The 15,432-nt window shown below is 69.8% G+C and carries 13 protein-coding genes; 6 read left to right on the forward strand and 7 right to left on the reverse strand.

Translation table 11 applies throughout. The features are described from left to right. The 3 genes from F3J14_RS27780 to F3J14_RS27790 all read right to left on the reverse strand — a co-directional run. Positions 1-366: ATP-binding cassette domain-containing protein (locus F3J14_RS27780; protein WP_166725688.1), on the reverse strand; the 366-nt coding region annotated here is incomplete at its 3' end. Positions 367-377: 11 nt separating this feature from the next. Then, positions 378-2,189 carry an ABC transporter permease gene (locus F3J14_RS27785; protein WP_166725689.1) on the reverse strand — a complete coding sequence of 604 codons (1,812 nt, stop codon included), beginning with the start codon at positions 2,187-2,189 and terminating at the stop codon, positions 378-380. Positions 2,190-2,229: 40 nt separating this feature from the next. Beyond that, on the reverse strand, positions 2,230-3,423 hold the full coding sequence (locus F3J14_RS27790) for an ABC transporter substrate-binding protein (RefSeq protein ID WP_166725690.1): 1,194 nt from the start codon (positions 3,421-3,423) through the stop codon (positions 2,230-2,232). A 355-nt stretch (positions 3,424-3,778) separates the two neighbouring features. Between F3J14_RS27790 and F3J14_RS27795 the strand changes: the two genes are divergently transcribed. From F3J14_RS27795 to F3J14_RS27810, 4 genes are read left to right on the forward strand one after another with little or no spacing between them, the layout of a single operon-like run. Continuing rightward, positions 3,779-4,792, forward strand: coding sequence for a LysR family transcriptional regulator (locus F3J14_RS27795; protein WP_166725691.1), 1,014 nt, complete (start codon positions 3,779-3,781; stop codon positions 4,790-4,792). Then, the gene (locus tag F3J14_RS27800) at positions 4,789-6,213 is read left to right on the forward strand and encodes an NAD(P)/FAD-dependent oxidoreductase (protein WP_166725692.1); all 1,425 of its coding nucleotides are present in this window, start codon (positions 4,789-4,791) and stop codon (positions 6,211-6,213) included. The genes F3J14_RS27795 and F3J14_RS27800 overlap by 4 nt, the downstream gene beginning before the upstream one ends. A gap of 45 nt (positions 6,214-6,258) precedes the next feature. Beyond that, positions 6,259-6,789, forward strand: coding sequence for a hypothetical protein (locus tag F3J14_RS27805; RefSeq protein WP_166725693.1), 531 nt, complete (start codon positions 6,259-6,261; stop codon positions 6,787-6,789). Next, positions 6,786-7,379 carry a peroxidase-related enzyme gene (locus F3J14_RS27810; protein ID WP_011660232.1) on the forward strand — a complete coding sequence of 198 codons (594 nt, stop codon included), beginning with the start codon at positions 6,786-6,788 and terminating at the stop codon, positions 7,377-7,379. Before F3J14_RS27805 ends, F3J14_RS27810 begins: the two co-directional genes overlap by 4 nt. Before the next feature lie 54 nt (positions 7,380-7,433). Here the strand turns inward: F3J14_RS27810 and F3J14_RS27815 are convergent, their stop codons facing one another. Next, positions 7,434-7,865 carry an Lrp/AsnC family transcriptional regulator gene (locus F3J14_RS27815; RefSeq protein WP_059687614.1) on the reverse strand — a complete coding sequence of 144 codons (432 nt, stop codon included), beginning with the start codon at positions 7,863-7,865 and terminating at the stop codon, positions 7,434-7,436. A 302-nt stretch (positions 7,866-8,167) separates the two neighbouring features. Between F3J14_RS27815 and F3J14_RS27820 the strand changes: the two genes are divergently transcribed. Together F3J14_RS27820 and F3J14_RS27825 are read left to right on the forward strand one after the other, a co-directional pair. After that, a complete protein-coding gene (locus tag F3J14_RS27820; protein ID WP_166725694.1) occupies positions 8,168-9,247 on the forward strand; it encodes an ornithine cyclodeaminase in 1,080 nt (359 codons plus the stop codon). 59 nt (positions 9,248-9,306) lie between these two features. Then, complete coding sequence (locus F3J14_RS27825) at positions 9,307-10,308, forward strand: arginine deiminase-related protein (protein WP_166725695.1); 1,002 nt, start codon at positions 9,307-9,309, stop codon at positions 10,306-10,308. Positions 10,309-10,395: 87 nt separating this feature from the next. On the opposite strand, the gene F3J14_RS27830 is transcribed toward F3J14_RS27825, so the two are convergent. From F3J14_RS27830 to F3J14_RS27840, 3 genes are all read right to left on the reverse strand, one after another. Beyond that, entirely contained in the window at positions 10,396-13,137 is a 2,742-nt protein-coding gene (locus tag F3J14_RS27830; protein WP_166725696.1) for an Hsp70 family protein, read from the reverse strand. Between the two features lie 5 nt (positions 13,138-13,142). Further along, the gene (locus F3J14_RS27835; RefSeq protein ID WP_166725697.1) at positions 13,143-14,984 is read right to left on the reverse strand and encodes an Hsp70 family protein; all 1,842 of its coding nucleotides are present in this window, start codon (positions 14,982-14,984) and stop codon (positions 13,143-13,145) included. After that, on the reverse strand, positions 14,981-15,432 hold a 452-nt coding region (locus F3J14_RS27840), incomplete at its 5' end, for a DUF2760 domain-containing protein (protein ID WP_247682299.1). The genes F3J14_RS27835 and F3J14_RS27840, both read right to left, overlap by 4 nt.

Below are 15,432 nucleotides of genomic sequence, written 5' to 3' on the forward strand. Positions count from 1 at the left end.
TTCCGCGCGGGGCACGCCCGGCCGCGCCGCGCGCAGCCGCGCATGCGCGCCGATCAGCACGTTGTCGAGCACGCTCAGGTTGCCGAACACGCGGCCGTGCTGGAACGTGCGCGCGATGCCGAGCGCCGCGAGCCGTTCGTGCGCCGTGCCCGTGATGTCGCGGCCGTCGAACGTCACGCGGCCGGCATCGGGCCGGTCGGCGCCCGCGATCAGGTTGAACAGCGTCGACTTGCCCGCACCGTTCGGGCCGATCACGCTCAGCAGCTCGCCGTCGGCGAGCGTCAGGCTCGCGCCGTCGAGCGCGGTCACGCCGTCGAAGCGGCGCGTCAGGCCCTGCACGTCGAGCAGGGGTCGGGTCGTGGTCATCGCGTATCTCCTCACATCGTGCCGAGCAGGCCCTGCGGCCGGAACCGGACGAGCAGCAGCAGCACGAGGCCGTAGATCAGCATCCGGTAGTCTGCCGCCCAGCGGAACAGCTCGGGCAGGCCGATCAGCGCAATCGCGCCGGCGATGCCGCCGAGCACGTTGCCGAGCCCGCCGAGGATCACCATCGTCAGCGCGAGGATCGACACCTGCGAATCGAAGGTCTGGTGATTGATGTAGCTGTACAGGTGCGCGGCGATCCCGCCGCTCACGCCGGCCGCGACGCCGCCGACCGCGAACGCGATCGCCTTGTAGCGGTTCGGCGCGATGCCGTGCGCACGGGCGGCGACATCATCCTCGCGCACCGCGCGCAGCGTGCGGCCGAGATGCGAACGCAGCAGCCGCACCTGCACGAGCGCGAACACGATGAGCACCGCGAACGTGAACCAGTAAGCGGCACGCGCGGTCGTCGCCCACGGCAGCGGCGCGATGCCGGTGATGCCGAGCGGGCCACGCGTGAGGCCGTCCCAGTTCAGGATCACGAGGCTCACCACTTCGCCGATGCCGAGCGTCGCGATCGACACGTAATGCCCGCGCAGCCGGAACGCCGGATAGACGAGCAACGTGCCGAGCACGGCGGTGATGACGCCCGCGCACGGGATCGTCACGGCCGGCGACCAGCCGAGATCCGACGACAGCAGCGCCGACGCATACGCGCCGATCACGAGCAGCGCCGCGTGGCCGAGCGAGATCTGCCCGACCGTGCCCGCGACGAGCGTGAGGCTCAGCGCGAGCAGCCCGTACAGCCACGCGTTGGTCAGCGTCTGCAACACGTACGGCGATGCACCGAGCCACGGCAGCACGGCCGCCGCCACGATCAGTACGACAAGTACCGGGCGCGGCACGCGCACGGCCTTCGCGGCCGCGAGGAAGGTCCCCGTCATCGGCTCGAGCGGCAGCGCGCGGTTCGCGCTGAACAGCCCGTTCGGCCGCCATACGAGGAATACGATCAGCAGCCCGAACGCGAACAGGTCGCGATAGCTGGTGCCGAACAGCGCGACGCCATAGCTTTCGACGAGGCCGAGCAGCAGGCTCCCGGCAATCGCGCCCGGCACGTTGCCTAGCCCGCCGATCAGCAGCGCGACCACGCCCTTCAGCGTTGCCTGGAAGCCCATCGCCGGATCGATGCTGTTGTAGTACATGCCGACCAGCAGCCCGCTCACGCCGCCGAGCGCGCATGCGATCGCGAACACGGTCTGGTTCACGCGATCGACGTCGACACCCATCTGCAGCGCCGCGTCGCGATCCTGCGCGGTCGCGCGCACGGCCCAGCCGAGCCGCGTGAAGCGCAGGAAGCCGTACAGCAGCGCGGCCGCCGCGATGCCGATGCCCGCGATCAGCAGGTCGAGCGAGCCGAGCGTTGCGCCGGCAATTCGCAGATGCCAGTCGGGCAGCGGCGTCGGCACCGCGCGCGGGTCCGCGCCGAATGCGAGCTGCGCGAGCTGGTCGAGGATGAAACTGATACCGATCGTCGCGAGCAGCGGCGCGATGCGTGCCGCGTGCCGCAGCGGCCGCAGCCCGATCCGTTCGATCGCGACGCCGAGCGCGCCGCAACCGATGACGACCGCGGCAAGCGCGACCGGCAGCGGCAGCCCGAAGCGCGTCAGGCACAGCCAGCCGATGAACGCGCCGACCATGTAGACCGAGCCGTGCGCGAAGTTGATCAGGTGCGACACGCCGAAGATCAGCGCGAGCCCGACCGCGAGCAGCGCGTAGATGTTGCCGACGATGAGGCCGTTGAGCGTGTAATCGAGCCAGGAAGCCATCACGATGCGTCCGTTACGTGCATGCTGTTCAGGGCTGGGGTCAACGCGCGGCGAGCTGCGGCTTCGCGCCATCCCATAGCGCCCACTGCCCCTGCTTCACGACCAGATACACGGTGCGTGCGCCCGCGACGCGGCGCGTCTGCGAATCGAAGCGCACCTTGCCGAAGATCACGCTCGGCACGTCGCTGATTTTCGCGAAGCCGTCGTGCGCGGCCTGGCGTGTCGTGCCGTAGCGGCGCAGCACCTCGGCCGACAGGATCAGCGCGTCGTACGCACGCGCGACGAACGAATCGGGATCGGCATGGAATTTCGCGCGATAGCGCTGCACGAACGCCTGCACCTCGGGGCGCGGTTCCGCCGGGAAGAAGTTCGATTCCGTATAGACGCCATCGACGGCCGCGCCGCCCAGCTCGAGGAATTTCGGCGAATACACGGAGCCGACCGCCGCGATCGGCAGCGTGACGCCCGACGTGCGCGCCTGCCGCACGATCTGCGCGCCGTCCGCGTAGTACGAGATCAGCACGATCGAATCGGGCTTCGATTCACCGATCCGCACGAGCGTCGAACGGAAATCCTTCTCCGTCGGCTGGTAGCCTTCGGCCGCGACGACCTGCGCGCCGAGCCCGGCCACCGCCTTCGCGAAGATGTCCTTGCTGGTGCGGCCCCAGTCGGTGTTCAGGTACAGCACCGCGATCCGCTTGAAGCCGAGTTCCTTCACCGCGTAGCGTGCGAGCAGCGGCTGCTCCTCGGCCTGGCTCAGCGCGGTGCTCCACAGATAGTCGCCGCCCTTCGTGAAGTCCGGATGCGAGTTCGTGAAGCCGAACTGGGTCAGCTGCCCGCGCTGGTAGATCGGCGACGCGGCCATCGACGTCGCGCTGGAGAAATCGCCCAGCTCGATCGCGATGCGCGGATCGGCGACGAACTTCTGCGCGATCGCGACGGCCTGACGCGGGTCGCTGCGGCTGTCCTGGAAGTCGACTGCGAGCGGCCGGCCGTGAATGCCGCCGCTGCCGTTGATCTCGTCGAGCGCGAGATCGAAGCCGCGCTTCCATTGCTCGCCGTACTGCGCGTCCTGGCCCGTGAGCGGCCCACTCACGCCGATCACCACCGGCTCGCCCGACACACCGGCCGCGAGCGCACCGCCCGTCGACAAGCCCCATGCGGCAGCGAGCGCCGCCACCGTGCCCAGCACGCGCCGCCATGCGCCGCGTGCGTCGTTCCCCGAAACGTTCATGCGTCCCCCAGCTTCAGTCAGTCGAAAAGAGTGAGGGCATGTAACCATCCGGTTCAGGACGATCCAACGAAGTTTTGCGCATATCGATATCGTGCGCGGCGCGAAGCGCGTGATGCTCGCGAACGGCCATCCGCACACCCGGTGTCACACAATGCACCGGCATGCATCGCATCGCGTTGATTCGATTGGCGTTTCGTTCACGTCACCGGTCGCTACCGATGCTCACGCGCGCACCACCGGCCATCGCGACGATCGGGCGCTTCGAAGTTTTTGCGCTGTCGATAGCAAGAATCATTATATGAATCACGCATACTCTCGCTCCTACAATGCGCAAATCGCATCATCGGAACGCGTCATGGAGCTGCATCAACTCGAAGCCTTTTCCGCAGTCATGTCGGCCGGCAGCGTAACCGGCGCGGGCGAACTGCTCGGCCGCTCGCAGCCGGCCGTCACGCGGCAGATCCAGGAACTCGAAGCCGATCTCGGCTACGCGCTGTTCGACCGGCACGGCCCGCGCGTCACGCCGACGCGGCGCGCCTTCCTGCTTTACGAGGAAGTCGAACGCTCGCTGGTCGGCCTGCGTGCGATCGAGGCACGCGCACGGGCACTCGGCGATGAAACCGCCGAACCCGTGCGCATCGCGGCGACACCTTCGCTTGCGGCCACGCTCGTACCGGCCGCGCTCGCCGCGCTGCCTGACCACGCGCACGCGCCGCACTACCAGTTGCGCAGCGAATCGGCCGAACATGTCGTCCACGAGGTGCTGGCCGGCACGGCCGATGTCGGCGTCGTCACGCTGCCGATGGCGCACGCCGGGCTCGACGTGCACTGGATCGCGCAGACGCCGTGCGTCGCCGTGCTGCCCGCCGGCGACCCGCTCGCGGCGCAGCCACGCATCGCGCTGCGCGATCTGGCGCAACGCCGCATCGTGACGGTCGCGAACCGGCACCGGTTGCGCCAGCGGATCGATGCGGCATTCGCGGCCGCGCGGGTCGACGCGCGCGTGTTCATCGAAACCAATGCATCGCTGAATGCGGTCATGGCCGCGCGCGCGGGCATCGGGATCGGCATCGTCGATCCGGCGACGGGTATCGCGCTGCCGGTGGACGGCGTCGTCGCGCGAGCGCTCGACGTCGACATCCCGTTCGCGTTCGGCGTCGCGACACCGGCCGGCAAGACGCGCACGGCGGCCGTCGATGCGCTGCTCGACGCGCTGCGCCGCACGACGCGCGCGCTGCTCGACGACGTGATCTTTCATGAAGCGGCCGCGCACGACGCGCTGTTGCGTGGCGATCGGCTGCGCAGCGGCCGCACGCCGCCCGCGCCTCGCCCGACCCGCCCCCGCCGTTCGCGCAAGGAGGCCGCATGACGACCTCGCTCGACGCACTCGAAGCCCGGCTCGCGCAAGACCTGCGCTGGCTCGACCTGCCCGCGCCGTCGTGGGTGCCGCCGCGAGAGGCAGACGGCACACGCGTGCTCGACGTCGCGATCGTCGGCGGCGGCATGGCCGGGCTCGCGACTTCCGCCGAACTGCGCCTGCTCGGCATCGACAACCAGTGCGTGATCGACCGCGCGCCGGCCGGCTACGAAGGCCCGTGGGTCACGTTCGCGCGGATGGACACGCTGCGCTCGCCGAAACAGCTCGCGGGCCCCGCGCTCGGGCTGCCTGCGCTGACGTTCCGCGCATGGTTCGAAGCGCAATACGGCCGCGACGCGTGGGACGCGCTCTACAAGATTCCGCGCACGCAATGGATGGACTACCTGCGCTGGTATCGGCGCGTGCTCGACCTGCAGGTGCGCAACGACACCACGCTCGTCGCGCTGCGTCCGCGCGACGACGGCCTGCTCGCACTCGATGTGCGCGGCAACGGCGAAGCGCAGACGCTGCTCGCGCGGCACGTGGTACTCGCAACCGGCCGCGACGGGCTCGGCGGCCCGTACGTGCCGCCCGTCGCGCAGCGCGCGCCGCGCACGCGCTGGGCCCATTCGTCCGAGCCGATCGATTTCGCGGCGCTCGCGGGCAAGCGCATCGGCGTGGTCGGCGCGGGCGCGTCCGCGTTCGACAATGCGGGCACCGCGCTCGAAGCCGGCGCCGCACGCGTCGACCTGTTCTTCCGCCGCGCGGACATTCCGCGCATCAACAAGCTGACGGGCATCGGCAGCCCGGGCCTCGTGCACGGCTACGCCGATCTCGACGACGCGACGAAATGGCGCTTCATGCATTACGCGCTGACGTCGCAAACGCCGCCACCGCGCGACAGCGTGCTGCGCGTGTCGCGTCACGGGCATGCGCATTTCCATGCGGGCAACCCGATCGAGACGCTTGCCGAACACGCGGACGGACTCGACGTGACGACGCCGCGCGGGCGCTACACCGTCGACTTCCTGATCTTCGCGACCGGCTTTCATTCGGACTGGACGACCCGCGCGGAATTCGCGTCGTTCGGCGCGCAGGTGCGGCGCTGGAAGGATCGCTATCGACCGGAGGCGGGCGCGTGGCTCGACGAGCTCGCCGAGTCGCCCGATCTCGGCCCCGCGTTCGCGTTCCAGGAGCGCGAGCCCGGCACGTGCGCGGCCATCACGCGGATCCACTGCTTCAACCATGCGGCGAGCCTGAGCCACGGCAAGCTGTCCGGCGATATCCCGGCCATCAGCGCGGGCGCCGAGCGGCTCGCGCGCGGCATTGCGAGCCGGCTGTTCGACGCCGATCGCGATCGCCACTACGACGCGCTCGTCGCGTACGCGAACGCAGAACTGCAAGGCGACGAATGGCGCGACGCCGATGCGTGAGCGTGCGTTCATCGATCACATTGACGACGAAGGGAACCCGAAACGATGACTGAATCCATCACGCCGGCCGGCGCGCCGGACACGATCGATGCGGTAGCCGGCCTGCGCGACGGCGATGCGGTCGCCGCGCTGCGCCGCGCGCGCGAAAAGGTGCTGCTTCATACTCGGCTAAGCGAGGCTGCGCTGTTCGATCCCGCGCTGCCCGATCTTTCGCTAACCGAACGATTGCACGTGGCACGGTATGTCGCACAAAAATCGAATGCACTGGCATTGGCCGAGACGTATCGCGCACGACTGGTCGAGGCAGGCGGCACGCTCGACGATATCGCACACGCGGACGCCGATGCGTTCGACGCACTGCCTCGACGCACCGGCGCGATCCTTGCGCATGCGCGCCTGCTGACGCTTTCCCCTGTCGATGCACGCCCGTCCGATCTCGATGCGCTGAAGTCCGCCGGACTCACGACGCCCGCAATCGTCGCGCTGTCGCAGCTCGTTGCGTTCGTCGCGTATCAGCTGCGCGTCGCCGTTGCCGCGCAAGCGCTTCAGGCACGTGCCGCCAAGGAGGCCGCATGACGACGACCGCCCACGGCTTCACGTCCGACACGCTCGGCTGGCGTGCCTGGCTCGACACCGTTGCGCTCGACGCCGCAACACCCGATCAGCTTGCCGTGCTCGAAGCGAGCCACCCGCACGCGAAGACGTCCGACTATTACCTGCTGCTCGTCCATCTTCCCGAGATCCTGCGGCAACGCTCGGGTGTATTCAACGCGATCATGTACGGCCCCGGCGGACTGTCGCGCGCGGAGCGCGAACTGGCCAGCACGGCCGTGTCGCGCGTGAACGGCTGCGTGTATTGCGCATCCGTGCATGCGCAGCGCTTCACGCAGCTCGCGAAACGCACCGACGCGATCGAGCAGGTGTTCGACGATCCGGCGACGGCCGGCACGACGGCGCGCGAACGCGCGATCGTCCGCTATGCGATCGCGCTGACGGAACGGCCCGATACGGTCGACGCGAGCGATATCGCCGAGCTGGAAGCCGAAGGGCTGACGCATGAGGACATTCTCGACCTGTCGCACGCGGTCGCGATCTTCGCGTGGGCGAACCGGTTGATGTTGACGCTGGGCGAGCCAGTGTTTCCGGAGCCGGCGGCCCACGCCTGAAGCCTGGGCAACCCGAACCTGTACGCAGGCTGACGCGGGTGCCACCCGCCCGCGTCACGCCTTGTGCGTCGACAGCAGAATACTCGTCTCGGTATTCGCGATCCCGTCGATCAACCGGATCGCGCCGAGCACGCGATCGAAATGCTCGAGCGAATCGGCATGCAGCTCGGCGACGAGATCCCAGCGCCCGTTGGTGCTGTGGATCGACGCGACGTTCGGATGCCCGCGCAGCACCTTCACCACTTCCGCGCCGCGATTGCCCTGCACCGCGATCGACATCAGCGCGCGGATCCGGTGCCGCTCGGCCGCCGGCTTGAGCCGCACGGTATAGCCGACGATCACGCCGTTCTTCTCCAGCCTCGTCAGCCGGTTCTGCACGGTCGCGCGCGCGACGCGCAGTTCCTTCGCCAGCGTGACGACGGGCAGCCGCGCGTTGTCGCGCAGCAGCGCGATGAGCTGCCGGTCGACGTCGTCGAGCGTGATCATGAACGGGCCTTCCTGTTGAACGTGAGATATGAGCCGGCCGCCAGCGTGCCGGATAGCGCGCATTCCGACCCACATGAATCGAACAAATTGCCAAATTGGCGTAGCAATTTGCCAATTCTATCGAGAAATCTGCCACTTTTGCCGTCTTTTTGTTGGCTCGACTCCCGGAAATAATGACTTCATCGACCGGCAGCCCACGCTGCCACGCCGCATTTGATGGAGCCGGGGCCCGGGCCGAAGCGCCCGCCCCGGTCGACCAGAACGCCGGACACGCGTACCGGCAACACAATGGAGACAGACCGATGACTCGCTTCCTCGACGTTCCCGCCACCGCCCGACTGATCGCCGAAACCGGCGTCACGCCGTTCCTGCGTGAGCTCGTCGACACGCTGCGCGCCGACTACCTGCACTGGGCCGAATTCGACAAGTCGCCGCGCGTCGCGTGCCACTCGCGCGACGGCGTGATCGAGCTGATGCCCGTCGCGAATGCGTCGCTGTTCGCGTTCAAGTATGTGAACGGTCATCCCGTGAACGCCGCGCGCGGCATGCACACGGTGATGGCGTTCGGCGCGCTCGCCGAAGTCGACACCGGCTACCCGCTGCTGCTCGCCGAACTGACGCTGACCACCGCGCTGCGCACGGCCGCGACGTCGGTGCTGGCCGCGCAGGCCCTCGCCCGCCCCGACTCGCGCACGATGGCGCTCATCGGCAACGGTGCGCAGAGCGAATTCCAGGCGATCGCGTTCCACACGCTGCTCGGTATCGAGGAGATCCGCGTATTCGACGTCGATCCGCTCGCGACCGACAAGCTCGTGCGGAACCTCGCCGCGTATCCGGCGCTGCGCATCGTGCGCGCCGCGTCGACCGCCGATGCCGTGCGCGGCGCCGACATCGTGACGACCGTCACGGCGGACAAGGCCTATGCGACGATCGTCACGGCCGACATGATCGAGCCCGGCATGCACCTGAACGCAGTGGGCGGCGATTGCCCGGGCAAGACCGAGCTCGAAGCCGGCGTGCTGCAGGCCGGCCGCGTGTTCGTCGAATTCGAGCCGCAGTCGCGCATCGAAGGCGAGATCCAGCAGATGCCGGCCGACTTCCCGGTGACCGAACTGTGGCGCGTGCTGCAGGGCGAGACGAGCGGCCGCGAACGCGCGGACGAAGTCACTGTGTTCGACTCGGTCGGCTTCGCGCTGGAGGACTACTCGGCGCTGCGCTACCTGTACGCGCTCGCGCAGCAGCACAACGCGGGCGTCGAGATCGCGCTGATTCCGCCGGCCGTCGATCCGAAGAACCTGTTCGCGCTGATCGACGATCCGGCCGCGATCGCCCAGGGTCACGCGGCGTTCGTGACCGAAGCCGTCGCCGCGTTCGCGCGCTGATCGTTCTCCGCGGGCGGCCGGTGCGCCGCCCGCTCTCCTGCCCTTCGCTTCCGCCTTTCATGAATCTCGTATCGATCCAGGCGCCGTCCGCCGTCGTGATGATCCGGCCGCACCGCTTCGTGCCGAACCCGCAGACCGCGGCCGACAACGCCTTTCAGCGCACGGCCGGCAACGGCGCGGGCAGCCCGTCGTCGGTGTCGGCCGCCGCGCGCGACGAGGTCACGGCCGCCGCGCGGACGCTCGCCGATGCGGGCGTACGCGTGCACGTGTTCGACGACCACGGCGAGCGCGACACGCCCGACTCCGTGTTCCCGAACAACTGGTTCTCGACGCATCCGGGCGGGCACGTCGCGCTGTATCCGATGTACAGCGCGAACCGCCGCCGCGAACGGCGCGCTGACGTGATCGAGATGCTGAAGGCCGAATACCGCGTGCAGGACGTGATCGACTACTCGGGACTCGAATACGACGACGTATTCCTGGAAGGCACGGGCGCGATGGTGCTCGATCACGTCGCGCGGATCGCGTACACCGCGCGCTCGCGCCGCGCCGATCCGGTCGCGCTCGAGCGCTTCTGCACGAATTTCAACTTCGAGCCGATCTGCTTCGACACGGCCGACGCGACTGGAAAGCCGATCTATCACACGAACGTGATGATGAGCGTCGCCACCGAATTCGCGATGGTCGGCCTCGACCTGATCGCGGATCGGCGGCGCCGCGACGAGATCGCGCAACGTCTGACCGAAACGGGCCGCACGGTGATCGCGCTCGATCAAGCGCGGATCGCGAACTTCGCGGGCAATACGCTGGAACTGTCGGGCAAGGACGGGCGCGTGCTCGCGTTGTCGCGGCGTGCGTTCGACTGCCTCACGGGCGAGCAACGCGAGACGATCGAACGCTCGGCGCGGCTGCTTCCGCTCGACGTGCCGACGATCGAACTGGCCGGCGGCTCGGTGCGCTGCATGCTCGCGGGCATTCATCTCGCGCGGCGCGCGGCAACCCGTGACGTGAAGGAAATCGAATCGGTGGAACGGCAACGCGAACCCGTGTCGCACGCCTGACAGACAGAGACAGGGCGCGACGCACGGCCCGACTCGACCGGATGATGCTTCGATCTGCGAACCGGATCGAAGCACCGCGCCCTTGCGTCAACCGGCCAGCAGCTTCAACCCGGCCGGCAGCGTTTCGCCGAACACGCGCGCCGTGTCGGCTTCGTCGAACGCGATTGCTTCGCGCACCATGTCGATCCACGCGGCCGATGCATTCGCGGCCGACAGACGCTTGATCACCGCTTCGCGCGTGTCGTCCGGCAAATCGCGTTCGCGGTCGCCCGTCATCCGCGCGATTTGCGCGGCCGCGAATGCGGCGGGTTCCACCTGCTTCCAGTCCAGCGCGAATAGCGCGTCGAGCCAGCGGTTCGCGATCCCGGCCGGCACGACACTGTGCGCGCTGCCGTAGAACGGCCGGCGCGCACCGATCCGCCCGAGCGCCCACGCGCACAGCGTGCGCTCGGCCGGCTTCTGCAATTGCACGATCAATCGCTCGGCCAGTTCCACCTTGCGCTCGACCGGCAATCGTTCGAGCGACGCGGACAAGCGCGTCATGTCGGCCGGGCCGACCTTGGCCGGGTCGAACGGCAGCTTGCGGCGCTTGTCGTCGGACGGTTCGAGGAATGCGATCGCGTCGCGCACCTGCGCCTGCGCATCGTCGTCGAGGCCGCCGGCCACGCGCCGCCACAGCGTCCACCACTCCGACCACACCTGCGCGTCGTTCACGTACTGAATCCCGTCGTCGAACAGCGGCCACAGCTGCTCGATGCGCCATGCATCGAGCGGATGGCCGAAGCCGGGGCGCAGGCAATAGCCGGCCAGGTTCAGCCATGCGCGTTCGTGATCGGCCGAGCGCCGCCGACGACGCGCCCGTGCGAGCAACGCGTCGAACAGTTCGCGCGCGAGTGCGACGTCCCACTCGTCGCGCGGGCCGAGCACCTGTTCAAGTTGCGCGCGCAACCGTCGCGTGTCCTTCGGCGTGACGTCCGCGGCCTTGCTGCCGAACGAGCGGTCGATCAGCTCGATCGCGTGGTCGAGACGCGGATGGCGCGCCAGCGCGGCGCCGTCGCCCTGCGCGGGCGCATCGCCGCGCAACTGGAATTCGAGCCGCCAGCGCCGCGATGGATCGTCGGTCGCGATGCAGTGCATTTCGAGCGTGCCGACCTCGGTCAGCGACGTGGTGAGTTTCACCGGCGTTTCGCGTGCGTCGCCGCCGGCCTGCCGGTCGACGACCGTCGCGATCGGCGGCAGCCGCACGAAATCGCCGCCGTCCAGCTCGACGAGATCGCCGGGCCGGTACGCGGTCTCGGCCACCGTCGACACGAGGTGGAAACGCACCGGCTGCCCGAGCTGCAGCGCGAACGTGCGCTCCTCGAGCCGGATCTCGCGGCCTTCCTCGGCACCGCGCGGCAGCAGGCAGACGCCGCGCGGCGCGGCGTCGCTCTCACCCTCACCGTCGTCGAGCACGAGGAAATAGCTGCGCGCCGAGCCGCCGCCGATGCGCGGCGCATGCCCTGCCCGCGCCAGGCCGTACGCCACCGCGCCGCGCGCGACGGCCACGTCGGGATGCGCGTTGTGCAGCACATCGAGCGGTGCGCCGCGCCATGCGCCGAGCGTCTGCGCGAGGCGGCCGGCGAGTGCGCCCGCGCGGAACACGCCGCCGTTGAGCAGCAGCGTGTCGGGCAGCGGGCCTTCCGCATGACGGTTCAGGAACGCGGCGACGTGGCGCGTGACGCCCGGGTCGCTCGCATACGGCAGGCCGAATTCGACGATCGCGGCCCGCGCACGGCGCGGCAGCTCACCCGCGTCGACCTGCGGAAAGAAACCGTCGACGACGACCTGCTCGACTTCCTGCCGCGTCAGCTCGGCCGAGCGCGCGCCGCCGACGAGCTTGCTGCCCGCGCCGAGCAGCGTCACGGTGACGGACGCCGGCGCGTCGTCGCCGAGCAGCCGCTCCTTCGCGGCGCGGCAGCGTTCGACGAGCTGCGACAGGCTCGCGGCGGACAGCCGCGTGCCGGGCTCGGTCAGCCGCGTTTCGACCAGGCGCGCGAGCGCGAGGTCCATGTTGTCGCCGCCGAGCATCAGGTGATTGCCGACGCCGACGCGCGTGAAGGTCGGCTCGCCGTCGTCGCCGGGCGCGACATCGACGAGCGTGAGATCGGTCGTGCCGCCGCCGACGTCGCAGATCAGCACGCGGCGCGGCGCGGCGAACGTGTCGCGCAACGTCGCGCGCTGGCCGTACAACCAGTCGTAGAACGCGGCTTGCGGTTCTTCGAGCAAGCGCAGCGCCGGCAGTTTCGCGCGCCTGGCGGCCTCGACCGTCAACGCGCGTGCGCCGTCGTCGAACGAGGCCGGCACCGTCAGGATGACGTCCTGCTTCGCGAGCGGCGCATCGGGAAAGCGGGCATCCCACGCGGCACGCACGTGCGCGAGATAGCTCGCGCTCGCGTCGACCGGCGACACCTTGTCGACGCCGTCGGCCGCGCCCCACGGCAGGATCGCCGCGAGCCGGTCGACCGATGCGTGCGACAGCCAGCTCTTCGCGCTGGTGACGAGCCGGCCCGGCACCTGGGCGCCGAGCGTGCGCGCATAACGGCCGATCACGGCCGGCGGCGCGTCGGCCTTCGAATCGGCTACCCACGGCAGGCGCAGCGCGTCCGGCGGCAGCTCGCCCGCCGCCGGGTGATAGCGCACCGACGGCAGCAGCGGCTGCGCGGCCACCGCGCCGGGGCCGACCAGCTGGTCGACGTCGAACACGCGGATCGCGTCGGAGCCGGCCTCGACGTATGCGACGACCGTGTTGCTCGTGCCGAGGTCGATGCCGACGGTATAGCGCTTCATCGCGCTCAGGCGGCGCCGCGCACGTCGAACTCGACCTTCCAGCGCTCGTCCGTCCCGCTCGGGATCGCCTCGAGCTCGAGCGTGCCGGCTTCGGTCACGCGCGCATGCAGCTTCACAGGCACGATCTCGCCGACCGTGCGCCCTTCGGCGGGCAGCGTGGCCTGGATTTCCTCGAGCTCCTGCAGCTCTTCCGCCGACCAGTAGTCGAGCAGCGTGCCGACCTCGTCCTGACGGCGCACCGACGACCCGAAGAAGCGGAACTGCACCGGTTCGCCGACGACGAGCCCGAACTCCTGCGGCGGCAGCGCCGCATCAGAGCCTTCCTCCATCCCGAACGGGGCGACGCACAGCGCCTGCACCGGCGGTTCGAGCCCCGGCACCGCGGGCATCGCCGACTCGATCGCGACGTAGTACGCACGCGCCGTGCCGCCGCGAATGCGCACCCCACGGCCGCGCTTCACGAAGCCGTAGTACGCGGCGCCGCGCGCGACCGCGAGATCGAGGTCCGCGCCTTCGAGCAGGCGCGCGGCCGGCGCACCTTCGGCGGCGAGCCAGCTGTTGAGCGTATCGAGCACGCGCTGCGTGAGCAGCGCCGACTTGAACACGCCGCCATTGAACAGCACGGCGGTCGGATGCAGGAACGTCGCGCCTTGCGGCAGCGTGCGCTGCACGCCTTCGAGCGTGTCGAGCGCCGCGACCTGGCGGCCGAGGAACGCCGCGAGATGGCGCGTGATGCCCGCGTCCTGCGCATACGGCAGGCCGAGCTGTGTCAGGCCGACGCGCGCGCGGCTCACCGGCCGCGCGGCCGCATCGACTTGCGGGAAGAAACCTTCGAGGATCGTCTGCGTGAGTTCCGCGCGCGTCAGCTCGGTGCGGATCGAGCCGCCGATCAGCTTCGAGCCGCGGCTCGGCACGACGAGCGGCACCGCGTCGGTCGTCGGGTCGGACAGCAGCGTTTCCTTCGCGGCGCGGCACGCGTAGGTCAGCGCGCGCAGTTGCCACGGATCGGCCTGCGTGCCCTGCTGCGCGAGCTTGCGCGCGACCACGTGCGCGAGCGCGAGATCCATGTTGTCGCCGCCGAGCAGGATGTGCTCGCCGACCGCCACGCGATGCAGCTCCAGGTTGCCGTCGCGCTCGACCACCGCGATCAGCGACAGGTCGGTCGTGCCGCCGCCGACGTCCACGCACAGGATCAGGTCGCCGACCTGCACCTGCTTGCGCCAGCCGCCTTCGCTCTTCTGGATCCAGCTGTAGAGCGCCGCTTGCGGCTCCTCGAGCAGCGTCATCCGCGTGTAGCCGGCGGCACGCGCGGCTTCCGCCGTCAGTTCGCGCGCGGCCGGGTCGAACGACGCGGGGATCGTGACCGTCACGTCCTGGTCGGCAAACGGTGCGTCGGGATGCGCGTGGTCCCACGCTTCGCGCAGGTGCGTCAGGTAGCGGATCGAGCTTTCCAGCGGCGACACGCGCGACACTTCGGGCGGCGCATCGCTCGGCAGGATCGCCGCGCGGCGGTCGACGCCAGGGTGGCACAGCCAGCTCTTCGCGCTCGACACGAGGCGGATCGGCGTGCCCGCGCCGCGGGTGCGCGCCATCTCGCCGACCGCGAAGCCGCGCGAGGCCGTCCACGGCAGCGTCAGGTCGCCCTGCGTCAGCTCGCTTTCATGCGGAAGATAGAGGAACGACGGCAGCAGGTCGCGCGACTCCAGCGCGCCGGGCGCGGTCAGCTGCGCGATCGGCAGCACCTGCTGCGTGATTTTTTCGCCGTCGCTCGCGGCGCTGTCGACGTACGACAGCGCGCAGTGGGTCGTACCGAGGTCGATACCGATCGAATAGCGCGGATCGCTCACAGTTCCACCTCCGCCGGTGCGACCACCGATGCGTCGTGGCTGCCCGTCAGCTTCGGCAGGCGCACGTCGGCCACACGCCAGCCACGATGGCTGACCGTGCCCGTGAAGGGCGCCGCGCCGACCACGTTCCCCGTCACGCGCACGGCCGTCGCGTCGAAGCCGGCCGGCAGCGTCACGCGGCTGCCCTCGGCTTCATCGCGCACCGGCACGATCGTGAAGTGTTCGCGCAGCGCGGCACGGCAGCCGTCGTGCACGAGGCGTGCGGCGGCGCCGATGTCGGCGTCCGCGTAGCCGGCGATGTCTTCCTCGACGAAGTCGATGAAGCGCGCATCGCGCTGCAGCAGGCCGAGCAGTTGCAGTGCGGCTTGCGGGCTCGCTTCGCGCAGCTCGGGCGCCGGCGCCTTCACGGGCGCGGGTGCCGGAGCCGCGGCGGGGGTCGGCGCGACCG

Source organism: Burkholderia sp. Tr-862, assembly GCF_011753085.1.
GTDB lineage: Bacteria > Pseudomonadota > Gammaproteobacteria > Burkholderiales > Burkholderiaceae > Burkholderia > Burkholderia ambifaria.